The sequence below is a fragment of the Achromobacter seleniivolatilans genome (assembly GCF_030864005.1).
GTDB lineage: Bacteria > Pseudomonadota > Gammaproteobacteria > Burkholderiales > Burkholderiaceae_B > Achromobacter > Achromobacter seleniivolatilans.
The window spans coordinates 6,384,258-6,408,966 of record NZ_CP132976.1 but is presented as its reverse complement, the minus strand read 5'-3'; the positions used below and the strand labels follow the sequence as shown (position 1 = coordinate 6,408,966).

The window sequence follows — 24,709 nt, the reverse complement described above, 5'->3', positions numbered from 1 at the left end:
GAAAAATGGGAGAAAGCCGCGGCCTATGCCGCGGCCCGATTCAGGCTTGCCGCGGTTCGACGCCGCACCAGTCATGGATGAACAGCGCCAGCGACGTTGCAACGCGCACCATGCTGTCCACCGAAACGCATTCGTTAAAACCGTGCACGTTCTGCACCTTGGGGCCGTAGCAGGTGACTGGCACATCCATCATCAAGCGGAAGTGCCGGCCATCGGTCGTTGCCGTCAGCGCTGTGGGCTCGGGCAGTTCGCCAGCCACGCGGCGATGCGAGTCGGCCAGTAATTGCATTGCAGGAACATCCAGGTCGTATTCGCAGCCAGGCGCATGAAAGCCTTCATAGCGGATGTCGATGCGCACATCGCTGTCGGTCAGTTGCGCCTCGACCGCGCGAATGCGCTCTGCCACGATGGCTTTGGCGGTATCGATGGACATGTCTGGATAGCAGGCAATACGCATGCCCAGCGTGCAGACGCTAGGCACCGACGAATTCCAGTCGCCGGCGTGAATCTGGCCCAGGTTGAAATTAATGGGATGCGCATGTTCGCGGTAGGCGGGATGCCGGTTTTCAGGCAGGTTCCATTCATGTTCCAGCTGCTTCATGGCATCGACGATGCGCAGGCCCGTTTCAACCGGATTGACGCCCGTGGTCATGTAGGCGGCATGGGCGGGCCGGCCCACGATGTCCACGTACATCCAGTACACGCCCAGTTGCGCGCTCATCATGCGTTCGTTGGTGGGTTCGGGAATGATGACCGCGTCAAACGCGCTGAGCTTGGCCGCCGCAATGGCGCTTTGCAGCGCGGACACCGTGGCCAAGGTGCCGTTACCGGTATTTTCTTCTTCAAGCACGCCGTTGAAACCGACGGCTCCAGCGGGTTGCATGCCCAGGTCACTCAACGCTTTGAACGCTGCCAGCGCGCAGATGATGCCCGCCTTCATGTCGCCCGCACCGCGCCCGTATAGCCAGCCATCGCGCAGTTCGCCGTCAAAAGGCGCGGCGTCCCATAGTTCATGCGGGCCGGTGGGCACCACATCGAGGTGGCCGTTGAACAAGACGGCGCGGCCCGCGGCGCTGCGCGGTTCGTGGCGTGCCAATACGTTGTAGCGGCCGCCGTCCGGGCAGCAGGCAGGCGAGTACAGCGGCAGATTCTGGATTTCTTCAGTACGCAACGCGATGCGCTCGGACGACAGGCCCAGATCGGCCAACGCATCTTCCAGGAACTCGGCGGCGGACATCTCTTGGCCGGGCAAGCTGCGGCATTGCACGAACCCCGTCAGCGTATCGGTCATGTATTGGCGAAGTTTGCCCACGGCTTCGGCGATTTGGCCCTGATCCAGGCTGGCTGCTGCGACGGTGCTCATTGCAATCCCTTTGTCGAGTTTGGACTCTTTATCAACACAAGTATCAATATTTGATACTTAGATATCTATATTTGGCATGATAGAGTTCACCAAAGTTCGGGGCAAGACGCTAGCCATGGGTGATTTCCCTAGCCCTGTCAGAAATCGCCAGCCGCTACAGTGCGTATCCCGCGTGCGCGATAGACGCGCCGATGCAACGCCGCAAACAAAAAAAATTGGAGTAGATCAACATGGCCACAACCGAGACCCGGTTCAACCAATCCTTGGCGAAAGGCTTCGGCATCCTGGAGGCTTTTTCCAACCACCCCGGCCCGCTCAGCCTGAACGAACTGACGGAACTCTCGGGGCTGGATCGCAGCTCAACGCAGCGCATGTTGCACACGCTGGTAGCGTTGGGTTATCTGGAACGCGGCATCAATCAGCGCGGGTATGTGCTGGGCAAAAAGATTCTGGACCGTACCTTCGATTACCTGCGCAGCCATCCCCTGCTTGAACGCGCAACGCCCATCCTTGAACAATTGCAGCAAGAGTGCGGAGAACGCGTTGATCTAAGCCTCTTCGACGATCTGACCATCGTCTATGCACTGCGCCGGCAGACCAAGCGCCAGACGTTCTACGCAACGCTGGTGGGCCGCCGCATGCCCACGTTTTCGTCGTCAGGCGGACGCGCGATCATGTCCCACCTGGGCGACGACGAAGTGGACGACATCCTTGCCCGCAGCGACATGCGGCCACTGACGCCCAAGACCATCACCGACCCCGACCTGATCCGCCAGCGCGTGCGTGACGCTCGCATCCAGGGTTATGCGATCTGTCTGGAAGAAAGCATGGTGGGCGAGATCGTTCTGGCCAGCGCTGTGGTCGATCACAGTGGCCGCCCACTGGCTGCCATTCACATTTCCGGCTTACTGGCTGAATGGACGCTGGACTCTTTTTCGCAGCGTTTCAGCTCGCTGGCCATCTCGGCCGCGCGCGCACTCAGCGGCCGTCCCAACCGCAACTGATGGCGCTGCCCCCTGGGTGATGGCCGGGAAATCCCTAGCGTGCCTGCCTTGCCTGACGCCTCATGCTGTTGCACCATAAGCCACTTGGATTCTTGAGTATCAATATTTGATACTCAAGATATAACGCCATTGCCGGGCCGCCGCCAATTGCGGCCGCCACCCAAGGAGGTTTGCCTTGAAGTGCAACATCGTCCGCCGCGCCTTGATGCAGGGGTTGCTGGTTATCTCTGCCATCGCTTCCGCCTCTGCCGCCCTGGCCGCCTCGCCTGAGTCTCCCCCGCAATATGGCGGCGTGCTGACCGCCATTTTGAACCCCGAGCCGCCCAATCTGAACGTCGCGATGCAGCAGGTCGGCACCACGCAGATGGTGGCCGGCAAAGTTTACGAAAGCCTGCTGACCTATTCCTTCGATCTGAAACCGCAACCCAGCCTGGCCAAGTCCTGGGACATATCGGCTGACCAGCTGACTTACACCTTTCATCTGCAGCCCAACGCGCAATGGCATGACGGCAAGCCCTTTACCTCGGCGGACGTGCTGTTCTCGTATAAGCAGATATTGGCCAACACGCCGCGCACGCGCGCTTTGATGCGCTACATCCAGGACATCACAGCCCCGGACGAGCACACCGTGGTGTTCCAGCTCAAGGAACGCTATTCCGCCTTGTTGTACGCGTTCGACATTGGCGGTGGAGTCATTCTGCCCAAGCATCTGTTCGATGTGGACACGCCACTGGCGCAAAATCCGCACAACAATGCGCCGATAGGCACCGGTCCGTTCAAATTCAAACGGTGGGAGCGTGGTTCGTACATTGAACTGGTCAAGAACGAGCACTACTGGAAGGAAGGCAGGCCGTACCTGGACGGCATTATTTACCGTGTCATTCCCGACGCCGCCTCACGCCGCCTGGCGCTGGAACAACGCACCGTGCAACAAGCGTGGCTGCAAGATATAGAACCCTTTGACATGGCGCGCGTGGCCAAGCTTGCGCACATCAACGTCACGCAAAAGGGTTATGAGTACTGGTCCACGCTGCACTGGATCGAAATGAATGAGGCCCGCAAGCCGATGGACGACAAACGCTTTCGGCAGGCCGTGATGTACGCCATCGATCGCGAATTCATTGCCAAGCGGATCATGTTTGGCATGGGCACCGTGTCCACGGGGCCGTTCCATCGCAATACGCGCTTCTACGACCCGGACATCAAGCAATATCCCTACGATCCCAAAAAGGCCATCGCCCTGCTCGATGAAATGGGCCTGAAACCGGACGCCAAGGGCGTACGCGTGAAACTGGGCCTGATCCCCAACCCATACGGCGAAATGCAGCGCCGCATTGCCGAATACACCAAGCAAAGCCTGGGCAAGGTGGGCATTGTCATCGACATCGAAAGCACAGATGTGGGCGGCTGGACAACGCGCATGGGCAACTGGGATTTCGACATGGCCTATAACGGCGTATTCCAATACGGCGACCCCGCCATCGGCGTATCGCGCACCTACGTCAGCAGCAACATCAAAAAGGGGCTGGCCTTCACCAACACCTCGCAATATCGGAATCCCAAAGTGGACGAACTGTTCGACCAGGCCGCCACCGCCCCCACCGACGAGGAACGTCAGCGCCTATACACCGAAGTGCAGAAGATTCTGGTGGAAGATGTGCCGCTGGCCTGGATCGACGACACCAATTACTCCACCTTTCTGGATAAGCGCGTGCACGGCGCCATCACGACGGGCCTGGGTGCAGTGGATACCTACGCTGACGCCTGGCTCGCTCCTAACTAAGCCCGCATACGCGCGGAAGTGATACGAATTGCACATCTGATTTCCGCCAGGAAATGCCAGGGAACGGATACCTGATCCGTCCCCAACCTGACAACTATCTGTCAGGTTGGCGGCGTTAACATCGCGCCCCAAGGGAAAACCCGTAGCACTGGGTGCCCTGGCATATCCATCAACGGACCCGTCTTGCCCTGCCCGATGCCGGCGGGCCCAGCCCAGCAGGGCTTTGCGGCGGGCCTTCGATTCCGTTTTGATCATGAATACTAAGAAGCTGACGCGTTACATCGGCATCGCCATGGTGCTGGGCGTTCTGGTGGGTTATATCTGCAATAAGTACGCGCAAGATGCCAACGAGGCCAAACAGATCGCCTCGTACTTCAGCCTGATTACCGATATTTTTCTGCGCATGATCAAGATGATCATTGCCCCGCTGGTGTTCGCCACCCTGGTATCCGGCCTGGCCAGCATGAGCGATGCCAACGCCGTAGGCCGCATTGGCCTGCGCGCGATGATCTGGTTTATCGCCGCATCCGCAATTTCGCTGCTGCTGGGCCTGGCGCTGGTCAATATCTTCCAGCCTGGCGCGCATATGAATCTGGCGATCCCGGACGCTGGGATCACCTCTGGCCTGAAGACCGGTGATTTCACGCTGAAGGCTTTCATCGCGCACGTGTTCCCCAAGAGCATTGCCGAAGCCATGGCCAACAACGAGATCCTCCAAATTCTGGTGTTCTCGCTGTTCTTTGGCGCAGCGCTGTCGTTCATTCGCAGCAAGGGCCACAACACGATCTACAACATGATCGAAGAGCTGGCCAAGATCATGTTCCGCGTGACGGATTACGTGATGCGCTTTGCGCCGCTGGGCGTGTTCGCCGCCATGGCCGCCGCCATCACGACCGAAGGGCTGGGCGTGCTGGTCAGCTACGGCAAGCTGATCGGCGAGTTCTATCTGGGCCTGGCATTGCTGTGGTGCATTCTGTTCGGCGTTGGCTACCTGTTCCTGGGTAAGTCCACGCGGCGCCTGGGCGGCCTGATCAAAGAGCCCACCTTGCTGGCGTTCTCCACGGCCAGCAGCGAGTCAGCCTACCCCAAGACGATTGAAGCGCTGGAGCGTTTTGGCGTGTCCAAGCGCATTTCGGGCTTTGTGCTGCCGCTGGGTTATTCGTTCAATCTGGACGGATCGATGATGTATCAGTCCTTCGCAGTGCTGTTCATTGCGCAGGCCTACAACATTGATATGAGCTTCTCGCAGCAGTTGACGCTGCTGCTGGTGCTGATGGTGACCAGCAAGGGCATGGCCGGCGTGGCGCGCGCCTCGCTCGTGGTGGTGGCCGCCACCCTGCCGATGTTCCACCTGCCAGAAGCCGGCCTGCTGCTCATCATGGGCATCGACCAGTTCTTCGACATGGGCCGCACCGCGACCAACGTGGTGGGCAACAGCCTGGCCACCGCTGTCATCGCCAAGCTTGAGGGCGACGAAGGCGATCAGCCCCAGGATGCCCCCGCCGCGGCAGGCACGGCTGACGATGCCTCTGCTGGCCACGCCACGACCCAAAACGTGTAAGGCTTCCCGCAAAAAAAACGGGCCACAGTGCAAACTGATGGCCCGTTTTTCTTAACACCTGCGAGCTTGACCTTGCCGCCCGCGCGGGAGCAACATAGAAGCCCTTTGCAAGACATCCAGCGCGGCGCTCTGGCGCCACGCGCTTGTTGTCATTGACGCGACGCCTGCCATGACTTCCCATCGCTTGCGCGGCATTCTGGCGCTTATTGCCCTTGCCGTAGCGCCTTCCGCCCACGCCTGGACGCGCATCTCCTGCGACCTGGCTGGCACAGTTTTGACGCCGCCCGTGCAGATGCGCCAATACCGCACGGATGGCACCGAGCTGTCGCAAACCCTGTTCAAGTTGAAGGTGCTGGCAGCGGATATCCCCGATGGCGCGCGTGCTGATACGGACTGCACGGAATTCGTGAACCGCGAGATAGACGTGGCGCTTGAAAACACCGCGTTGAACCAGATTCGCAAAGGCAAGCCCGTGACGCTGCGCTACCGCTACGACGAGTCGTTGGGGCAAAGCCTCGCAACGAAATACGAGCTGGCCCGCTAGGGCCAGCTCGTAGACAAAACAACAACAAAAATGCGGTCTTAGTCGTTGACGGAGCAGGAGACCGGCACGCCGTCTTCGAACTCGACATCGTACGTATGCACGGGGTCCCAGGGCAGCGTGAACCACAGCTCGTAGCCGTCGCCGTCTTCGTCGAACAGCCACAAGGCGCGCAGCACGGCCTTTTCAGCCATGGCTTCGGCGGTTTCTTCTTTCAGAAGCTGGTCATCTTCGATACCGAGCTTTTTGCAGTGCTCGTACGAGTAGTTATCCAGCAAGAACTCGGAAGCGGCAAGGATGTGATCATCAAGATCGTCAATGATGCCCTTGACCACCTTGGACGCACTGCCGTCGGGTTCTTCGCCGTCTGTCTGGACCATGACATGGATCGGGGGACGGTCATTGCCTGCGGCAACGTTCTCGGCTGCCCACAGATCGGGTTCTTCGGGGTCTTGGGTGAAATTGAATCGTGCCATCGCGCGCTCCGGAAAATTGGATAGCCAGCCGTGAAAGATACGGCGTCGCCTTAGGCCGTTACGCCCTTTCGCCATTTAACCAGATGCGCGCCAGCCCGTCTGTGCCACCTGACGATGTTTTTGCGTCAAAACAGGTTCCGGCGACGGCGGGTATCCATCAGGCCGCCACGCGCTGTCGTTCCAACACCCCGCCCGCATCCAAGCGTGACGGCTGATAGTGGGTAGAAAACACCAGACGGCCAGCCGACCACGTATGACTGATCAAGGGCAAGGCGCCCACTTGCGCCACCGCAACCAAGTCCGCCCGCTGCCCCACAGCGATCCGGCCCCGGTCGCTCAAGCCGCAAGCGTCCGCCGGATTCGCCGTCACCAGCGCAATCGCCTGCGACAGGTTCAAGTCAGTTTGCGCCACCACGGCGAACGCCGCAGCAATCAGCGTAGACGGCTGGTAGTCGGAACACAGGCAACTGGCTACCCCCGCACGAATCGCGTCGATGGCCCGCATCGACCCGCTCTGACTCTGGCCCCGCAAGACATTCGGCGCACCCAGAATCGTGGGCAAGCCGCAAGAAACCGCAGCTCTTGCCGTATCCAGCGTGATGGGAAATTCACTCATCGCCACGCCCAGACGCCGCATGGTGGCAATGCGCTGAATGGAATCGTCGTCATGGCTCGCGGTGGGTATGCCCAACGACTGCGCATGTGACAACAGCATTTCCACACGCGACACCGCCCCATCCTTGGCGCGATTCTTGGCCTGGGCCGCCTCTTCGGCCTGCTCGCGGCTCATGGCATGGTTGCCCATCATGTATTGCAGATAGGACTCCAGCGTCTTGAATTGACCCTGTCCCGGCGAATGGTCCATTACCGACAGCAGATCCACCGCGCCTTCGTCCATCAATTCGCGCAACACATCAACGGACGTTGCGTCAGTGACTTCGTAGCGGCAATGCACCCGGTTGTCGACCAGACTGTGCTGGCGGAAGGCGCGCACCGTCCGCACCACTTCCGCGGCCGTCTTGTTGTTGCGCACGCCCCATTCATTGTTGGCGAACGACAGCGCGTGATAAGGCGTGGTGATGCCCGCCGCCGCATTTCGGCGGTCCACCTGGGCCACGGCAAAGTCCAACGGAAACAACACCCGCGAGCGGGGTTCGGCTTCTTTTTCGATGGCATCGCAATGCAGGTCAATCAAGCCGGGCAATAAGGTCAAGCCTTGCAGATCGATCACGTGATCCGCCTCTGCGCCATTCGGTTCGATCGCGGCAATACGGCCGTCATCGATCAGCACGGCGCTGTCATGCAGCACGCGGTCAGGCAGCACCACGGTCGCGTGGGTCAGGTAAGTACTGTGCATGATTACTCCAGGTCCGCCGTGGCGGCTTGGGCGGGCCGCAAGGCCAGGGTCTGGGTAGCGACAGCGTCGCGCACCTCGGCGTCATGGAAGATGCCCAGCAGGCAGCGCCCGTCCGCCAGGGCTTCGTGAATCAGGTCTATCACGACACGGCGGTTGTCCGCGTCCAGCGATGCGGTGGGTTCGTCCAGCAGCAGGATGGGATGGCGCGCAATAAAACCGCGCGCGATATTCACCCGCTGCTGCTCGCCGCCCGAAAACGTCGCGGGCGCCAGCCCCCAAAGTCTTGCAGGCACATTCAAGCGTTGCAGCAAAGCGCCGGCGCGGCTGCGGGCCTCTTCCGTGTCGACCCCTGCCATGCGCAAGGGTTCGGCTACGACATCCAACGCCGACACGCGCGGGATGACACGCAAGAACTGGCTGACATAACCGATGACGTCGCGGCGCAGGGCCAAGATCCGCTGTTCCGGCGCGCCAACCAATTGCACCCATTGGTCATGCGCCCGCACGCGGATACTGCCTTCGGTCGCCAGGTAGTTGCCATAAAGACAGCGCAGCAAGGTGCTCTTGCCGGTGCCTGACGGACCCGCCAGCACCAGGCAATCGCCAGCCGCCGCGTCGAAATCCACGGCGTCCAGCACGGGCAGCCGGATGCCGCCCTGGTTATGCAGGGTGAACATCTTTCCGAGGCCCCGCACCTCGATCATGGGAGTGGTTGCGCACATGGTCAGCTCTGCAAAATGGAAGACACCAGCAATTGGGTGTAGGGGTGCTGCGGGTCGTCCAGAATCTGGTCGGTCAATCCGCTTTCCACCACGACGCCGCCGCGCATCACCAGTGTTCGGTGCGCGAGCAGGCGAGCCACGGCCAGATCATGGGTGACAACAATGGCAGCCAATCCCAGGTCCGTGACCAATTGGCGCAGCAGGTCCAGCAGACGCGCCTGCACCGATACGTCCAGCGACGCGGTCGGTTCGTCCATGAACACCAGACGCGGATGGGTCACCAGGTTGCGTGCGATCTGCAAGCGCTGCTGCATGCCGCCGGAAAAGGACACGGGCGTGTCGTCCAGCCGGCCCACGTCAATCTCCATCTTCTCCAGCCAGTTGCCCGCGACCTCGCGCAATTCGCCGTAGTGCCGGTCGCCAACCGCCATCAGCCGTTCGGCGATATTGGCGCCTGCGCTGACCTGCATGCGCAGGCCATCGCGCGCGTTCTGCCGCACGAAACCCCAGTCGGTACGCGACAACAGGCGCAGTCGCGCGCCTTGCAGCGCAGCCAGATCGATGAAACCCTGGTCCCGCGTGTCGTACCAAACGCTGCCGGAGTCAGGCTGAGTCTGATAGGACACCGCGGACAACAGCGTGCTCTTGCCCGAGCCGGACTCACCGACCACGCACAGCACCTCGCCCGGATACAGATCAAAGCTGACGTCGCGGCAACCGTGCACGCCGTCCCAGGTACGCGTCATGTTGCGCACGGAAAGCAGGGGTTGAGCGTTCAGTTGAGCGTTCATACCGTGGCCTCGTCTTCGCGTTGTTGCGTCTGGCGGTTATTGCAGTATTCCGTGTCAGAACAAACAAAGCGGCGCGTCCCGGCGTCATCCAGAATGATTTCATCCAGATAGCTGTCGTGTGACCCGCACAGATCGCAGCACTCGGTCCACTTTTCGACCGTGAACGGGTGATCGTCGAAATCCAGGCTCTTGACACTCGTGTACGGCGGGACGGCGTACACACGCTTTTCGCGCCCCGCGCCAAACAGCATCAGCGCGGGGCTGCGGTCCAGCTTGGGATTATCGAATTTGGGGATGGGCGACGGGCGCATCATGTAGCGGTCATTCACAATCACGGGATAGTCGTAGGTGGTGGCGATATGGCCGTGCTGCGCGATGTCTTCGTACAACTTGACGTGCATACCGCCGTACTCGGCCAGGGCGTGCATGGTGCGCGTCTCGGTTTCGCTGGGTTCCAGCCAACGCAGCGGCTCGGGGATCGGCACTTGATACACCATCACCTGCCCTTCGCGCAGCGGCGTTTCGGGGATGCGATGGCGCGTTTGCACGATGGTGGCTTCGGGCGTGGACTCCGTCGTAGCCACACCCGTCACTCGGCCGAAGAAGCGGCGGATATTGATGGCATTGGTCGTGTCATCCGATCCTTGATCAATGACCTTGAGCACATCGTCCTGGCCAATGATGGATGCCGTGACCTGGATGCCGCCCGTGCCCCAGCCATAAGGCAGCGGCATTTCACGGCTGCCGAACGGCACCTGGTAGCCAGGAATGGCCACGGCTTTGAGCAAGGCGCGGCGCAGCATGCGCTTGGTGGATTCGTCCAGATAGGCAAAGTTGTAGTGGTCGTCGCGTTCAACCGTTGCGTGGGATGTGGTCATGAAGACACCGCCTCGTCCATCAGATCGTTGTGTGCCGCCTGCGGCGCGTTGCGCTCCGCGCGCATGCGCCGCAACAGTTCCAGATTGGCTTGAAAGTCCACGTAGTGCGGCAGCTTCAAATGCTGAACAAATCCCGACGCCTCTACGTTGTCGCTGTGATACAGCACGAACTCGTGATCATTGGCCGGGGAATCAGCCCGCTCACCCAGCTCTTTGGCCTTCAGCGCACGGTCTACCAGCGCCATCGACATCGCCTTGCGTTCGCCATACCCGAACGTCAGGCCGTACCCTCGCGTGAACTTCGGGCCTTCTTCGGCATTTCCCGCAAACTGGCTGACCATCTGGCACTCGGTAATTTCGATTTCGCCAACCGTTACGGCAAAGCCCAATTCTTCAATGTGCATCTCCACTTCCAGCGTGCCGTAGCGGATTTCTGCTGCGAAGGGATGGGTGTTGCCGTAACCGCGTTGCGTGGAATACCCCATGGACAGCAGGAAGCCCTCGTCAGCACGCGCCAGATTCTGCAACCGGGCCGCCCGCGACGCGGGAAAGTCCATTGGCTGGCGCGTCAGGTCAAAGGGTTCGGGGTCGCCTTCGGGCACCGCTTCCGCATCGATCAGGTCATCGTGCGCCAACAGGTCGGTGACGCGTGGCATGTTGCTGTCCAGCGCCTCGCCGCCCGGCGGCAAGGCATCGGCCTCGCGTTGCGCTTCCAGCGAGAAGTCCAGCAAACGCTGCGTGTAGTCGTAGGTGGGGCCCAGGATCTGCCCGCCAGGAACGTCCTTGAATGTGGACGAAATGCGCCGCTGCAAACGCATTGCGCCGGTGTCGATCGCTTGCGTGTAGCCGTAGCGTGACAAGGTCGTGCGGTACGCACGCAACAGAAACACGGCTTCGATCACATCACCGGCCGCCTGCTTAAGCGACAGTGCGGCCAGTTGCGGATCGTAGAGCGAGCCTTCGGACATCACGCGTGACACCGCCAAGGGCATCTGTTCGCGGATCTGGGCCAGACTCAGTTCGGGAACCTCGCGGTCGCCGCGCCGGTAGTCGTCCAGCATGCGGTAGGAATTCAGGATGGCGCGTTCGCCCCCTTTTACGGCCACATACATGTCAGTTCTCCACCCGAGTGGTGCGCGGCAACGCGCAGATTTTCCGTCCTTGCGTCAAGAACACATCAACGCCCAGCGGAAACCGTTGATGATTCAGACGCCATTCGCGCCAGAAGCCTGCGGGCAAACCTGCTGCCGCCAGCGATTGCCGCGTCTGGATGCCAGGACCGGTCAACGTCACGGGGCCGCCCTCAGACAAGGACGCCACCTCGATCAGCAAGGTGGTCGACAAATCGGGATAGGCGGAATCGCCCTGATGGCAGGCCGATAGCGCTGGCGCGTCACAACCCGCAGGCACCGCAGCGAAACGTGCCAGCGCAGGCGACGGCACGATGGGACACGCGCAATGAAAGCGCAGAAAGGCAAGCACGCTGGCATCTACGGATTGCGGCAGCCACAGCGGGGTGTCCACATCCACCAGCGTCAGCAGCATGGCAGTCATAGCAGGCGACAAGCCTTTCGGCACGCCGCTATCCGCGGCAATTTCCTGTACGCGTCCCGGGTGCGCCAAGGCGTTCAGCGCAGCGCGAAAAGTCGTTTGCGCGTCATTGACCGGGTCTGGAAAACCCGGCAGCAATCTGCTGCTGGCCGCTGCGGCCGTAAGTGTCTGTTGTTGCATATCAGTCCTCGCCTCGCACCATCGTGAAGAACTCCACCTTGGTCTGCGCGGCCACTTGCGCCTGGCGCTCGACCCGGGCCGCATGCTGGCGCGCCAGGGGATGAATCAGCTGCGCGTGCACCGTTTCGTGCCAATCCGGCAATTGCAGCAAGGCGTCTGCCACGGCCGCCTGTTCGGCATGGCGCTGTGACCGGCCTTGCACATAAGCGATGCCGACCACGCCGCTGTCCATCGTTACCGCGCAACGAGTCACCGTCATTTCACCCAGATTGAAACGCGCGCCGGTGCCGCCGCTACGGGCGCGCACCATTGCCATGCCCGTCTGCGGCGGCCGCAACATCTGGTGGGCGGGCAATCCGTTCAAGGCGCTGAAGGCGCCATCCAGCGCTGCCGGATCGGCCAGCGACAACACGCGCATCCAGGCGGCGCGCTGGACATTGGTTGCGTCCTGTCCTGCTTGTGAGTGATCCATTATTTCCTCTACACGTCTAGACGACTGGATGGAGTATGATCGCTCCGAATTGGAAGTTCAACAGCCTGGCGTGAATTTTTGATGACAGTCCGGGCACGTGTGCACTGCCTATCCGGCGGCCCGCGCATAGTGCACAATCACAGCCATTCTTCATGAAGCTGATGTGACAGCACGAGCGCACCCTATGGTTGAAAGAGGTTCCGGCATCGCCGTCTGGCGGCAAATTGGCGAGTCCCTGGCGGATGACATCCGCAACAAGCTCTATACGGCAGGCGAACAGCTGCCGTCCGAGCCAGAGCTGGCCGCCAAGTTTTCCGTCAATCGCCACACCATCCGGCGCGCCATGGGCGAGCTTGAACAAAGCGGCCTGGTACGCATCGAACAGGGCCGCGGCACCTTCGTGCAAGAACACGCCATCGATTACGCAATCGGCAAGCGCACCCGCTTTTCCGAGAACCTGCGCAGCCAGGGCGTGCTGGGTCACCTTGAGGCGCTGGGCAGCCAGACCTTGCGCGCCGCCGACATTGCCAAGCATCTGGGCCTGGCCCGGACGGCGCCGCTGCTGCGCGTGCAGATCGTGGGCAAGGCGGAAAACCGGCCTATCAGCGCTTCTGAACATTACTTTGACGAAAAGCGTTTCCCCGATTTCGCAGACCGCCTGACTGCATTGCGTTCGGTATCCAAGGTCTACGCGCACTACGGCATTGGCGACTACACGCGTAAATGGTCTCGCATCACCGCAGCCCTGCCCACGCCCGAGATCGCCCGTTTGCTGGGCCAGCCCAAGACGCGGCCGATCCTTCAGGTAGAAGCGCTCAACGTGGACCAGGACGGCGCCCCCTTGCAATACAGCATTACCCGCTTCGTGGGCGATCTGGTGCAGTTGATGGTTGCCGACGACAGTTAAGCAGGTCATCGCCGCCCGTCCTGTGTAGATGCGGCGGCGACTCAACAAACGAATCTACAAACGCAACAACACTCATCTAGACATCTGGTTGTCATGCAATATCGATAACGTCACGACATGAACTCACACGCCCCCTCGCCCCTGGCCGGTGTCACAGGCCAACGCATCCTGACGCCGCGCGGCGTCGAGCAAGCCAGTCTGCGCTTTCACGGCGGACTGATCGACGACACCGGCACGGCATCCGCCCGTGGCGCTCCCTGGTTCGACGCGGGCCACCTGCTGGTGCTGCCCGGAATCGTCGATCTGCATGGCGACGCCTTCGAGCGCGCCATCATGCCCCGGCCCAGTGTGACTTTTCCGTATGACAGCGCGTTGTTCGACGTTGACCGCCAACTCCTGGCCAACGGCATCACGACGGAATTTCATGGCGTGACTCTGTCGTGGGAAGGCGGACTGCGCGGCGAGACCTACGCCGAACGCATGTTCGAGTCGCTGGAACGCATGAAGCACCTGATGGGCGCGCGCCACTACGTGCACCTGCGCTTCGAGACCCACCATGTGGGCGGCGTGGACCTGGCTCAACAATGGATTCGCGATGGCCGGGTCCGTTTCCTGGCGCTGAACGATCACCTGCCCAGCATGGCCCGCCGCTTGGGCGACGACCGCAAGCTGATGCAATACGCGCTTCGTGCCGAATGCGACCTGGATACCTTCCAGGGCCGTATCCGCGCCGCCATGTCCGCTGCGGACTCGGTGGCTGATGCCATGCGTGAACTGACACTGTGCGCGCAGGCAGCCGGATTGAAGGTCGCCTCGCACGACGACCCTGACGCCGCGACGCGACGTTACTACCACCAGCTGGGCTGCGGCGTGGCGGAATTTCCATTGACCCGCGATGCCGCCTGCGTGGCACGCGACTTGGGCAACTCGGTGGTCTTTGGCGCGCCGAACGTGGTACGCGGCGGCAGCCACACCGGCGCGCCGAGCGCGGCCGAGATGGTGCGCGAAGGCCTGTGCGACATTCTGACGTCCGACTATTACTACCCGGCCCCGCTGGCCGCCGTGATGCGACTGGTTCAAGACGGCGTGTTGCCGTTGGCGCAGGCCTGGAATCTGGTGTCCTTGAACCCCGCGCGCGCGGCTGGCCTGAAAGACCGCGGAGCCCTGACCCCCGGCCTGATTGCCGACGCGATCGTTGTGGATGATCAAGTGCCGGGACTGCCGCGCGTGTGCGCCGCCATCGTCGGCGGCGAACTGCGCTACGCCACCCGCGCATTCAGCGACGATCACAGCCAACGCATGGCAGCCTGACCATGCCGCTCGCCTATCGCTACGCGCTGTATCTGGCGCCCACTGGCCCCTGGGGTGCAACAGGCAGCCGGTGGCTGGGCCGCTGCGCCGACACCGGCGCCCGGCTCGCCCCGCTGCCCGGCCAGCCAGCCGAATCGCAGGAATGGACCCAGGCGCCGCGTCACTATGGCCTGCATGCCACGTTAAAGCCGCCCTTCCGTCTGCGCGCGGGCGTCACGCCCCAGGCGTTGGACGCGGCCGCGCGCGAGCTCGTCGACGGCGTCACCCCGTTCTCCATCGAATTGGAATGCGAGCAACTCCGCGGCTTCCTGGCTTGGCGCATCGCGCAAGCCGACGTTGACGGTCAAGCGCGCATCCAAGCGCTGGCGGACGCAGCTGTGCGCAATCTGGACGCCCTGCGCGCCCCGCTCACCCCCGAAGAAATGGCTCGCCGGCAGCCGCAATCTCTCAGTCCGGCGCAACAAGCCATGCTTGAGCGCTGGGGTTATCCGTATGTCTTCGACACCTATACCTTTCACATTACGCTGACCAACAAACTCGCGGGCAGCGAACTGGAGCAGGCGGAAGCGAGCATTGCAACATTTGCCGACCCGCTGCGCGGCCAGGCCATGCCGGTGCCCGGGGTCAGCATTTATGTGCAGCCTGAACCCGGCGCGGATTTTGTCGCCGCGCGCCACTACCACTTCGACGGCAGCCACGCCGACGCCGCGGGCGCGGCCTATCTGCACGGGTCCGCCGCATCATGACTTCCAAGCCGCCTGCCCCCGCACCCGCTGACGGCGCGCGCCTGATCTACCTGATGGGCGCGTCGGGCAGCGGCAAGGACACGTTGCTGCGACTGTTGCGCGGCCACTTGCGGGACGACGAGCCTGTTCTGGTGGCGCACCGCTACATCACCCGCGACAGCGGCGACACCGAGGACGCACTGCGCCTGACTTCCGAAGAATTCAGCCGCCGCGCGGCGCTCGGCTGCTTTGCGCTGAGTTGGACCAGTCATGGTTTGTCTTACGGTATCGGCATCGAAATCGACACCTGGCTGGCCTGCGGCGCCGCAGTCATCATCAACGGCTCGCGCGGCCACTTGGCGCAGGCGCATGCTCGTTATCCGGCCTTGACCGCAGTGGAAGTCACGGTAGACCCGGCCCTGCTGGCCCGCCGCCTGACCGGCCGCGGCCGCGAAAGCGCCGATCAGATCGAGCAACGGCTGGCGCGCGCGGCACAGACTTTTCCGGTGCCAGCGCAGTGCCGGTTGGTGCAGGTCAGCAACAACGCCGAGCCAGAGGCGGCGGCGGCGGCGTTGCTTGGCATTGCGCGGGAAAAGTTGGCCGGATAGCTTGGCTGGATAGGTCAGCTGAATAGTCCGCACGCCTTTTGAGCACGGCTCACAGCGAGGGCAGCGCCGGTATGCCCACGCCGTCCAACATCGCAGCATCACTGCACATTTCCAGCAGGATCTCGGAAAAGCGTTCTTCCGCCTCCAACACCTGCACGCGTTTGCGCCGGATCAAATTGATCGGCGGCAGTTCCCAACCAAAATCCCAAGGCACCATGCCCAGCTTTCCTCGCTGGCAGAGCTCGCGCGCAATGTCCTCGGGCACAACAGAGATCAGCGTTTCATTCGTGGTCAGCATGCCTTCAATCACATCGGTGGAATAGGCTTCCAATATGGGTTGCGGCGCGCGCAATCCGGCGCGGATGAAATGCTCCATGATGAGCTGCCGCGTAGGTGTGTTTGCCGCTGGCAGCACCCAGTCCATTTCTGCCACAGACGCCCAATCCGGCTTGCGGCGCGCCAGGCGCTGCGCTAGCCGGCTGTAGGCAATCAGGCGCGGGCGCTGGCGGTACAGCATGCGATGGCTAAGATCGTCCTCTGCCACGGTCGACGTCGCGCGGCTGATGATGCAGTCCAGTTCGTGGCGGCGCAGCATTGGCACCAGATGGTCGGTGGTAGCGCGATGCAGGGTCAGTGTCACCCCATGACGCTGATGCAGCCTGCTGATGGCGGCCGCCAGTAATACGCTGGACACGTATGGCACCACGCCCACATGCAGGTGCGCGGAGCGGCCTGCGTGCAAGGCCTCCACTTCGCGAGCCCAGACATCCAGATCGCTTTGCATGTGACGCGCACGCACCAACGCCAAGCTGCCCAGTGGCGTGGGTTGCAAGCCGCGGCCGCTCCGCACGAACAACGGCGCGCCAAAAATATCTTCCAGCTCGGCCAGCGCTTTGGTAACCGCGGGCTGGCTGATACCGGTGGCGGCTGCCACCCGGGTCAGGGACCCGTGTTTGGCAATATTGATCAGCAGCGCCAGATGGCGGTGTTTCAGGCGGTTAGCCAGTCGGGCAGCATCCCAGCTCACAATTTTTCTCTATAACCATTTGGTTATTCAATTATGCCAATAAAGATAAGACCAGTTATTTCACAACTCTATACTTCAGTCATCTTTTCCGCGCCCGGCCTGTCACCATGAACGCATCTTTCACCACCCGTCCTGAAATCCGCGGCACATTCGGCGTGGTGTCATCCACGCATTGGTTGGCGTCGCAAGTCGCCATGGGCGTGCTGGAGCGCGGCGGCAACGCCTACGATGCTGCGGTAGCGGGCGGCTTCACATTGCAAATCGTGGAACCGCACTTAAATGGCCCTGGCGGCGAAGTGCCGATTTTGCTCTGGAGCGAAAACGAACAGCGCATGCGGGCGCTATGCGGCCAGGGTCCGGCGCCAGCATTGGCAACCCCTGCGTACTTTCGAGGTCTGGGCGTAGATCTGGTGCCGGGCATCGGCTTGCTGCCTGCCACCGTACCCGGCGCGTTTGGCGCATGGCTGACCCTGCTGCGCGACTATGGCACCTGGGAACTGGCCGATGTATTGCGGCCGGCCATTGATTATGCGCGCAACGGATTCCCTCTGGTGCCACGCGTGTCGCAAGCCATTCTGGCGGTACAGGCGCTGTTCCGCGAAGAATGGACCAGCTCGCGCGATGTCTGGATGCCTGACGGCGGCGTGCCAGCGCCCGACGCCCTGTTCCGTACGCCCGCCATTGCGGCTACCTATACCCGGATACTCGACGAGGCGCACGCGGCCAGCAGCGACCGCTGCGGACGCATCGATGCCGCGCTGGGCATCTGGTATCGCGGCTTTGTCGCCGACGAGATCGACAGCTACTACACGAGAGTAGCGGTGCGCGACACCACCGGACAGCGCAATCGCGGGCTGCTGCGCAAGGCGGACATGGCCGACTGGCAAGCCACCTACGACGACCCAGTCACCGTTCAATACGGCCGTTACACGGTGGCCAAATGCGGTGTCTGGTCACAAGGGCCCGTGCACTTGCAGCAGTTGGCAATCCTGCGCCACCTCAAGATGGATGGCTTGGACCCGACGTCGCCGCAGTTCGTGCATCGCGTCGCCGAAGCCGCCAAGCTGGCGTTTGCCGATCGCGCCGCTTGGTATGGCGACCCCAATTTCGTCAAGGTGCCCCTGGCCGAACTGCTCAGCGACACCTATGCACAACAGCGCGCCGCCGGGATTACAGCGGCAGCGTCGGCCGTTCTGCAACCTGGAAGCCCGGCCGGTATGGCCCCGCTTCTACCCGATTGGTCTGCCGCGGAGCGCACCCTGGCTGCGTCCGACACGCGCTTCGGAGTCGGCGAACCCACGTTCGCGACTCTGCCACCCGTGGCCGAATGGGCGGCGAAGGAAATATTCGTGGGAGATACCTGCCAGATCGACGTCATCGATCGCGACGGCAACATGGTGGCTGCCACCCCGTCCGGCGGTTGGCTGTCGTCCAGCCCGGTCGTGCCCGCATTGGGCTTCCCGTTGACGACCCGGCTGCAAATGACCTGGCTGGATGATGGCGTTGCGGGCCAGTTGCAGCCCGGAAAGCGCCCCTGCACCACCTTGTCGCCCGGGCTGGTTTTACGCGACGGTCTGCCATACATGGCATTCGGCACACCGGGCGGCGATCAACAAGACCAATGGACGGTGGCGTTTTTCCTGCGCCATGCGATGGGCATGAACCTGCAAGAAGCCATCGACGCGCCTTCCTGGCACATCGATCACTTCCCCGGTTCGTTCTGGCCACGCACCCAAGTTTTGAACCGCTTGACCGTGGAGTCCCGCCTGCCGGAGTCCACGATAGAAGCGCTGCGGGCCGCGGGACATGACGTCAAGGTTGGCCCGCCCTGGTCTGAAGGCCGGGTCAGCGCCTGCACGCGCGAGCCCGCAGCCGGTGGCGGCCTGCTATTGCGCGCGGGCGCCAACCCGCGCGGCATGCAAGGGTATGCCGTCGGGCGATAAATCCATTTCAATTCAGCCGGCGCACAGACCGGCACTTACACAAGGGGTAAACACACTATGACACCGCACTTCAAACGACTGCTGCGCGCTTGCGCACTCGGCCTGGCAATGACCGCGCCCGCACTCTCTCAAGCCGCATGGCCAGAGAAACCCATCACCCTGATCGTGCCATGGGCTGCCGGCGGATCCACCGACATCCTGGCGCGTGTGCTGTCCGAGGGCCTGACGCAATCATTGGGCCAGCCGGTCATCGTCGAAAACCGTTCGGGCGCCTCCGGCAACATCGGCACCACCTTCGTTGCGCGGGCCAAGCCGGATGGCTACACGTTGCTGGTGGGCTCTATGAGCACCCACACGATGAACCAGGCTCTGTATTCCAATATGCCGTTTGATGGCGTGAAGGACTTCACGCCGATTGCAGAACTGGCGCTGGTCACCAACACGATGGTTGTGCACCCTTCGGTGCCGGTCAATAACGTGAAGGAATTCATCGCCTACGTCAAAGAACGGCCGGACACGGTAGCTTATGCCTCGGCTGGCCAAGGCTCGACCAACCACCTCAGCGCAGCGCTGTTCGAAAAGACGGCGGGTGTGAAGATGATGCACATCCCCTATCGTGGCGGTGCGCCCGCGGTGCTGGATACCGTGGCTGGCCGTACGCAGGTGTTGTTCAGCGCCGGCACTCAAACCCTGCCACATGTGCAAAGCGGCAAGCTAAAGCTTTTGGGCGTGACCGAGGAACAACGTTCTCCCCTGCTGCCTGAAGTACCCACGGTCGCAGAAACGTTGCCGGGCTACGAGTTGTCGGTCTGGTACGGCGCGTTCGGCCCGGCGGGCATGCCCCCCGAGCTGACCGCTCGTTTGAATCACGAGATCAATCTGATTTTGAAGCGCCCCGACGTAATCAAGAAGATGGGCGATATGGGCGTGCTGCTGACCGAAACCACGCCGGAACAGTTTGGCCAGATTTTGACGCGCGACGCGGATAAATACGGAAAGCTGATCAAGGAACTGGGAATCACCGCTGAATGACAGCTGCAACCACTAGCGCAATGCCGGCTGATGCCGGCGTGCAGACGGTCGCCCAAGCCTACGCCACTGCCGACATGGCGGCGGCGTTTCTGGCCATCGATATCTATGCCCGCGCCTCGCTTGAACACTCCTTATGCACGGTCAACCGCTACGACGCGGACGCTATGCGCGTCGTGCGCCTGCACAGTTCAAATCCGCAAGCCTATCCACCCGGCGGCAGCAAAGACAAGCGCGGCACGCCTTGGGGCCGCCACGTATTGCTTGAACAACGTATTTTCGTTGGCGAAGGAGTAGAGGCGATTCGCGAGTTCTTCGACGACCACGACGCGATCCGGGACCTGGGGCTGCAATCGGTCATCAACATTCCGGTGGTCTACAACAGAGAGTGCCTGGGCACCGTGAACTTCCTGATGACACGTCCCAAAATTTCGGAAGCCGATATCGACAGCGCCCGGCTGGCCGGCGTGCTGGCGCTGCCCGCGTTTCTGGCGCTGCGGCAAGCAGCCAAAAAATAGCCCCATTTGATGGGGCTGGATTTCAATGGCGGCAGAGTCATTTTCCGACTCGGACGAAGCAAATCGCGGCCGCCATTCCCCCTGCTAAATCAGCGCACGCCGGATTCGCGACGACAGCATGTCGATCACAATCACAAATGCCACGATGATGATCATCACCGCGCAGGTTTCCGCATAACGGAAGCTGCGGATGATTTCCCACAGCACGGTGCCGATGCCGCCCGCGCCTACGATGCCAACCACCGATGCCGACCGCACGTTGGATTCAAATCGGTACAGCGAATACGAAATCCACAGCGGCAGCACTTGCGGAATCACGCCGTAAACAATCTCTTCCAGAGCGTTTGCGCCGGTTGCACGCACGCCTTCGACGGGGCGCGGATCAATGGCTTCCACGGCTTCTGAGAACAGCTTGGCCAGCACGCCCGTGGTGTGCACCCACAAGGCCAGCACACCGGCAAACGGACCCAGCCCGACGGCCACGATGAACAGCATCGCAAACACCATTTCGTTGATGGCGCGGCACGCGTCCATCAGGCGGCGCATCGGCTGGTAGACCCAGGCGGGGACCATGTTGGATGAGCACAGCAGGCCCAACGGCACCGCCAGCACAACCGCCAGGAACGTACCCCACACCGCGATCTGCACCGTGACGATCATCTCGTCCAGGTACATGCGCCAGTCGCGGAAATTGGGCGGGAAAAAGTCGGCGGCGAATTGGGCCATGTTGCCCGAATCACGCAGCAGATCCATGGGCCGCATGTCGGCGCCCTGCCACGACATGACAAGCAGCGCTAACACAACGGCCCACACAAGCAGGACGGGCAACGACGAGCGCGGCGCAGCAGGCAGGCGAGATGAGTGCGTGGCTAGATTCATTGAGGGACAATCCGCTTAAGAAGATTCAGATGGGCAGGAGCTGGCGCGCCCTGCGGCGCGCCAGCTCCTGCGGCAAGACTTATTGCTTGGCGCTTGCGGGTTGCCCCAGGCTGGCCAACTTACCGTCCAGTTCAGCCAATTGCTTTTGCTTTTCGGCCTGGCCCAGCGTGGTGTCGGCTTCTACCTTGGCCTTTTCGCGCGCCAGTTCAATCTGACGGATCGGCACCAGTTGCTGGTTGTCCGACGCACGGAAGCCCTGATAGGTCAGCGCCTTCAGGTTGGCCATTTCACGTTCCGCATCCTTGCCCTTGCCGTAGTTCAGGAAGAAGTCGCGGATGCGCGCCTTCAGATCAGCAGGCAGATCGCTGCGCACGACCAGGGGGTCCGCCGGAATCAGCGGCGACTTCCACAACACGCGCACGCTGTCGTTGGCGTCCTTGCCAGTGTTCAGGCGATAGCGCTCCAGCGCTTCGGTGTTGTTGACGGCCACATCCACCTGCTTGTTGATGACCGACAGCAGGTTGGCTTCGTGGTTGCTGGCGCGGACCGTCTTGAAGAAGGTCTTGGGTTCAATCTTGTTGGCAGCCCACAGGTAATACCCCGGCACGGCGGTGCCGGACGTGGAGTTCGGATCACCCGCGCCGTAGCTCAGCTTGGCGCCGTTTTTCAACACGTCGTCCAAGGTCTTCAGGTTGCTGTCCTTGTTGACGATCAGGAGCGACCAATAGCCCGGGTTGCCGTCCTTGTCGATGACCGAGGCGAACACTTCACCCTTGGCCCGGTCCACCGCCTCGATGGCCGATTTGTTGCCAAACCAGCCCATTTGCACCTTGTTAAAGCGCATGCCTTCGATGATGCCAGCGTAGTCCGAGGCGAAGAACGGCTTGACCGGCACGCCGATAGCGCGGCTCAGGTCATCAATAACGGGTTGCCAGACGGACTTCAGATTGGTCGACGACTCGGTCGAGATGATGCCGAAGTTCAACGTCTTGGCGTCTTGCGCGTAGGCCTGCGCAGACAGCGCGGCGGCGGCGATCAGGGTGACGAAGGTTCTGCGTAGCATGGAAAACTCCGGGGTATGTAAGGGCAGAGACAGGGCCAGGAATCAGGCGGCTTGCGCCAGGCGGGACAACGGCGCCACGCCCGGCACAACGGGGACGTAAGGCGCGTATTCGGGTAGCAGTTCACTCAGTTCAGAGCCGTACAGGTCACGCAGCATTTCCGGGGTCAGGTCGGCGGACGGGCCGTCATAGACCACCTTGCCGTGACGCAACGCCACCACGCGGGGGCAGTAGCGCAGCGCAACTTCCACCTGGTGCAGCGAAACCACCACCGCGACCTTGCGGCTGCGGTTGATCTGGGCCAGCGTATCCATCACGCGGCGCGACGACTCGGGGTCCAGCGACGCAATGGGTTCATCGGCCAGAATCACACGCGCGTTCTGCACCAGGGTGCGGGCAATGGCGGCACGCTGTTGCTGGCCGCCTGACAGCGTGGATGCGCGCTGAAACGCGTAGTCGTCTATACCAACTTGGGCAAGCGCTTCCAGCCCTTGCTTGACTTCATGACGCAAAAACCAGCGGATCAGGCTGCGCCACAACGGCACGCGCGGCAGCATGCCGGTCAAGACATTGGTAATGACGGGCAAGCGGCCCACCAGATTGAATTGCTGAAATACAAAACCGATACCGGCGCGGGCGGCGCGCACATTCCGGCTTAGCCGGCCATGACGCTGGATCAACTGGCCGTTGACGGTGACACTGCCCTGCCCGGCGTCGCCCGCGACAAAACCCGCCAGGTGCCGCAACAGGGTGGACTTGCCCGAACCCGAGGCGCCCAGCAGGGCCACCATCTCACCATCGGCCACTTGCAGGCTGACGCCGTCCAGCGCGCGAGCGCCGCCATGGAAGGTTTTGCTCAGCCCTTGTACATCGATGGCGTAAGTCATCGTTTGATCCCCTTGGGTTTGGTCATTGCCGCATTCTGTTTTCGGCGCATGACAGCGACATGACCCAAGGATCGAATCATTTAAAGGAAAATAAGGGGTCCGCAACAGACTGAAAGACATCCGTCATAAAAGCCCGTTCCGACGCGCAGCCACGCGGGTATATTTAAGGCATTACCCCACCTGCCTGGCGGTCATCATGATCAAAGGTTCCTGCCTGTGTGGCCGCGTTGCGTACGAGATCAACGGTCCTCTCACCAACGCCTTGAATTGCCATTGCGTGATGTGCCGCAAGTCGCACGGCGCTGCCTTCCGCAGCCGGGCCACGGTTCAAGTCGCCGATTTCACCTGGACCCAAGGTGAAAACCACGTCACCTGGTACGTTTCATCGCCCGGCAACTACCGGGGTTTTTGCGAGGCCTGCGGCACGCCGTTACTTAGCCGTTTTGATCAGACCCCGGATGTTTACGGCCTGCCCTTGGGCGCACTGGACGACGATCCAGGCGTAAAACCCGCCGCGCACTGCCACGTGGCGCACAAGGCGCCCTGGTTTGACATTACGGACAACCTGCCCCAGCACCCCGAGGCTTACGAGGAAACACCTGAACCCGCCGCCCAGACGCTCACCTGAGCCGTCAAAGTCGTTCAGCAACAACTATCACGGGGTAGCGCCAGATAAAAACTGGCTAATCACTGCGCTTTGCAGTAACATTAGTCCGTGATTTTTCCGCAAAAACTGGGCTTCGGTCACTCTGCGTGCCAACCTGTATCCCCTTCGGGTACTACCCTGAGTTTGCTCCGGGTAAGTCCAAAGACACTCAGGATGCTTCCGGTTTTTTTGGGCGAACCCCGTCCCTGCTGTCACTACCAAGCGCGCCGCACCCGCAGTATTCGTGTGCGCCCGGCATTGCAGCAGACGCTCCACCCCGTTTCTTCCGGCGCTGTGCGCTTGCACGGTGCCGCGACTAAGCCGCGCACCGCGCGCATATTGCCCACGCTGCGCGAGTATCCGTCATTTCAGACATCCACCAGGGATGCCGTGACCCTTACCCGCGCTTGCCCGAACGTTTTACGTTCACACCGCTGGACCTGGTTATCTGTGTCCAACGCGCATGCCGCCTTGCGCGGCGCGTCATGC

General features: G+C 61.7%; 25 protein-coding genes. 12 read left to right on the top strand and 13 right to left on the bottom strand.

The genetic code is table 11. From position 1 onward, the window contains the following. Nucleotides 1–40 precede the first annotated feature (40 nt). Nucleotides 41–1,363 carry an ArgE/DapE family deacylase gene (locus tag RAS12_RS29015; RefSeq protein WP_306943877.1) on the bottom strand — a complete coding sequence of 441 codons (1,323 nt, stop codon included), beginning with the start codon at nucleotides 1,361–1,363 and terminating at the stop codon, nucleotides 41–43. 230 nt (nucleotides 1,364–1,593) lie between these two features. On the opposite strand from RAS12_RS29015, the gene RAS12_RS29010 reads away from it, so the two are divergent. From RAS12_RS29010 to RAS12_RS28995, 4 genes are all read left to right on the top strand, one after another. After that, complete coding sequence (locus tag RAS12_RS29010) at nucleotides 1,594–2,367, top strand: IclR family transcriptional regulator (protein ID WP_306943876.1); 774 nt, start codon at nucleotides 1,594–1,596, stop codon at nucleotides 2,365–2,367. A 175-nt stretch (nucleotides 2,368–2,542) separates the two neighbouring features. After that, nucleotides 2,543–4,150 carry an ABC transporter substrate-binding protein gene (locus tag RAS12_RS29005; protein ID WP_306943873.1) on the top strand — a complete coding sequence of 536 codons (1,608 nt, stop codon included), beginning with the start codon at nucleotides 2,543–2,545 and terminating at the stop codon, nucleotides 4,148–4,150. Nucleotides 4,151–4,403: 253 nt separating this feature from the next. Further along, nucleotides 4,404–5,711, top strand: a complete 1,308-nt coding sequence (locus tag RAS12_RS29000) for a dicarboxylate/amino acid:cation symporter (RefSeq protein ID WP_306943871.1) — start codon at nucleotides 4,404–4,406, stop codon at nucleotides 5,709–5,711. Nucleotides 5,712–5,880: 169 nt separating this feature from the next. After that, nucleotides 5,881–6,255: a hypothetical protein gene (locus tag RAS12_RS28995; protein ID WP_306943869.1), complete on the top strand. Its 375-nt coding sequence runs from the start codon at nucleotides 5,881–5,883 to the stop codon at nucleotides 6,253–6,255. Nucleotides 6,256–6,293: 38 nt separating this feature from the next. On the opposite strand, the gene RAS12_RS28990 is transcribed toward RAS12_RS28995, so the two are convergent. From RAS12_RS28990 to phnG, 8 genes are all read right to left on the bottom strand, one after another. Continuing rightward, nucleotides 6,294–6,728: a hypothetical protein gene (locus RAS12_RS28990; RefSeq protein ID WP_306943868.1), complete on the bottom strand. Its 435-nt coding sequence runs from the start codon at nucleotides 6,726–6,728 to the stop codon at nucleotides 6,294–6,296. 157 nt (nucleotides 6,729–6,885) lie between these two features. Next, complete coding sequence (locus RAS12_RS28985) at nucleotides 6,886–8,085, bottom strand: alpha-D-ribose 1-methylphosphonate 5-triphosphate diphosphatase (RefSeq protein ID WP_306943866.1); 1,200 nt, start codon at nucleotides 8,083–8,085, stop codon at nucleotides 6,886–6,888. 2 nt (nucleotides 8,086–8,087) lie between these two features. Further along, nucleotides 8,088–8,807, bottom strand: a complete 720-nt coding sequence (gene phnL, locus RAS12_RS28980; RefSeq protein WP_306943864.1) for a phosphonate C-P lyase system protein PhnL — start codon at nucleotides 8,805–8,807, stop codon at nucleotides 8,088–8,090. 2 nt (nucleotides 8,808–8,809) lie between these two features. Then, the gene (gene phnK, locus RAS12_RS28975) at nucleotides 8,810–9,586 is read right to left on the bottom strand and encodes a phosphonate C-P lyase system protein PhnK (protein WP_306951677.1); all 777 of its coding nucleotides are present in this window, start codon (nucleotides 9,584–9,586) and stop codon (nucleotides 8,810–8,812) included. 8 nt (nucleotides 9,587–9,594) lie between these two features. After that, nucleotides 9,595–10,476, bottom strand: coding sequence for an alpha-D-ribose 1-methylphosphonate 5-phosphate C-P-lyase PhnJ (locus RAS12_RS28970; RefSeq protein WP_306943862.1), 882 nt, complete (start codon nucleotides 10,474–10,476; stop codon nucleotides 9,595–9,597). Beyond that, nucleotides 10,473–11,588, bottom strand: coding sequence for a carbon-phosphorus lyase complex subunit (locus tag RAS12_RS28965; RefSeq protein WP_306943859.1), 1,116 nt, complete (start codon nucleotides 11,586–11,588; stop codon nucleotides 10,473–10,475). The genes RAS12_RS28970 and RAS12_RS28965 overlap by 4 nt, the downstream gene beginning before the upstream one ends. 1 nt (nucleotide 11,589) lies before the next feature. Beyond that, on the bottom strand, nucleotides 11,590–12,207 hold the full coding sequence (gene phnH, locus RAS12_RS28960; RefSeq protein WP_306943857.1) for a phosphonate C-P lyase system protein PhnH: 618 nt from the start codon (nucleotides 12,205–12,207) through the stop codon (nucleotides 11,590–11,592). A gap of 1 nt (nucleotide 12,208) precedes the next feature. Next, nucleotides 12,209–12,679, bottom strand: a complete 471-nt coding sequence (gene phnG, locus RAS12_RS28955; RefSeq protein ID WP_306943855.1) for a phosphonate C-P lyase system protein PhnG — start codon at nucleotides 12,677–12,679, stop codon at nucleotides 12,209–12,211. 184 nt (nucleotides 12,680–12,863) lie between these two features. Between phnG and phnF the strand changes: the two genes are divergently transcribed. From phnF to phnN, 4 genes are all read left to right on the top strand, one after another. Continuing rightward, a complete protein-coding gene (gene phnF, locus RAS12_RS28950; protein WP_306943854.1) occupies nucleotides 12,864–13,586 on the top strand; it encodes a phosphonate metabolism transcriptional regulator PhnF in 723 nt (240 codons plus the stop codon). Between the two features lie 117 nt (nucleotides 13,587–13,703). Further along, nucleotides 13,704–14,897: an alpha-D-ribose 1-methylphosphonate 5-triphosphate diphosphatase gene (locus tag RAS12_RS28945; protein WP_306943852.1), complete on the top strand. Its 1,194-nt coding sequence runs from the start codon at nucleotides 13,704–13,706 to the stop codon at nucleotides 14,895–14,897. 2 nt (nucleotides 14,898–14,899) lie between these two features. Further along, nucleotides 14,900–15,643 (top strand): DUF1045 domain-containing protein, encoded by a 744-nt coding sequence (locus RAS12_RS28940; RefSeq protein ID WP_306943850.1) that lies wholly within the window; start codon nucleotides 14,900–14,902, stop codon nucleotides 15,641–15,643. Continuing rightward, nucleotides 15,640–16,230: a phosphonate metabolism protein/1,5-bisphosphokinase (PRPP-forming) PhnN gene (gene phnN, locus RAS12_RS28935; protein ID WP_306943848.1), complete on the top strand. Its 591-nt coding sequence runs from the start codon at nucleotides 15,640–15,642 to the stop codon at nucleotides 16,228–16,230. The genes RAS12_RS28940 and phnN overlap by 4 nt, the downstream gene beginning before the upstream one ends. A 49-nt stretch (nucleotides 16,231–16,279) precedes the next feature. Here the strand turns inward: phnN and RAS12_RS28930 are convergent, their stop codons facing one another. Then, the gene (locus RAS12_RS28930) at nucleotides 16,280–17,257 is read right to left on the bottom strand and encodes a LysR family transcriptional regulator (RefSeq protein ID WP_306943846.1); all 978 of its coding nucleotides are present in this window, start codon (nucleotides 17,255–17,257) and stop codon (nucleotides 16,280–16,282) included. A gap of 107 nt (nucleotides 17,258–17,364) precedes the next feature. Between RAS12_RS28930 and RAS12_RS28925 the strand changes: the two genes are divergently transcribed. From RAS12_RS28925 to RAS12_RS28915, 3 genes are read left to right on the top strand one after another with little or no spacing between them, the layout of a single operon-like run. Next, on the top strand, nucleotides 17,365–19,200 hold the full coding sequence (locus RAS12_RS28925) for a gamma-glutamyltransferase family protein (protein WP_306943844.1): 1,836 nt from the start codon (nucleotides 17,365–17,367) through the stop codon (nucleotides 19,198–19,200). Nucleotides 19,201–19,257: 57 nt separating this feature from the next. Next, the gene (locus RAS12_RS28920) at nucleotides 19,258–20,232 is read left to right on the top strand and encodes a Bug family tripartite tricarboxylate transporter substrate binding protein (protein WP_306943843.1); all 975 of its coding nucleotides are present in this window, start codon (nucleotides 19,258–19,260) and stop codon (nucleotides 20,230–20,232) included. Next, entirely contained in the window at nucleotides 20,229–20,747 is a 519-nt protein-coding gene (locus RAS12_RS28915) for a GAF domain-containing protein (RefSeq protein WP_306943841.1), read from the top strand. Before RAS12_RS28920 ends, RAS12_RS28915 begins: the two co-directional genes overlap by 4 nt. 84 nt (nucleotides 20,748–20,831) lie before the next feature. Here RAS12_RS28915 and phnE read toward each other — a convergent pair whose 3' ends face one another. The 3 genes from phnE to phnC form a co-directional block, all read right to left on the bottom strand. Next, nucleotides 20,832–21,626, bottom strand: a complete 795-nt coding sequence (gene phnE / locus RAS12_RS28910) for a phosphonate ABC transporter, permease protein PhnE (RefSeq protein WP_306943839.1) — start codon at nucleotides 21,624–21,626, stop codon at nucleotides 20,832–20,834. A gap of 79 nt (nucleotides 21,627–21,705) precedes the next feature. Next, complete coding sequence (phnD, locus tag RAS12_RS28905; protein ID WP_306943838.1) at nucleotides 21,706–22,689, bottom strand: phosphonate ABC transporter substrate-binding protein; 984 nt, start codon at nucleotides 22,687–22,689, stop codon at nucleotides 21,706–21,708. 42 nt (nucleotides 22,690–22,731) lie between these two features. Beyond that, nucleotides 22,732–23,574 carry a phosphonate ABC transporter ATP-binding protein gene (gene phnC / locus RAS12_RS28900; RefSeq protein WP_306943836.1) on the bottom strand — a complete coding sequence of 281 codons (843 nt, stop codon included), beginning with the start codon at nucleotides 23,572–23,574 and terminating at the stop codon, nucleotides 22,732–22,734. Between the two features lie 196 nt (nucleotides 23,575–23,770). Between phnC and RAS12_RS28895 the strand changes: the two genes are divergently transcribed. Further along, the gene (locus tag RAS12_RS28895; protein WP_306943834.1) at nucleotides 23,771–24,202 is read left to right on the top strand and encodes a GFA family protein; all 432 of its coding nucleotides are present in this window, start codon (nucleotides 23,771–23,773) and stop codon (nucleotides 24,200–24,202) included. The last annotated feature ends 507 nt before the right edge of the window (nucleotides 24,203–24,709 follow it).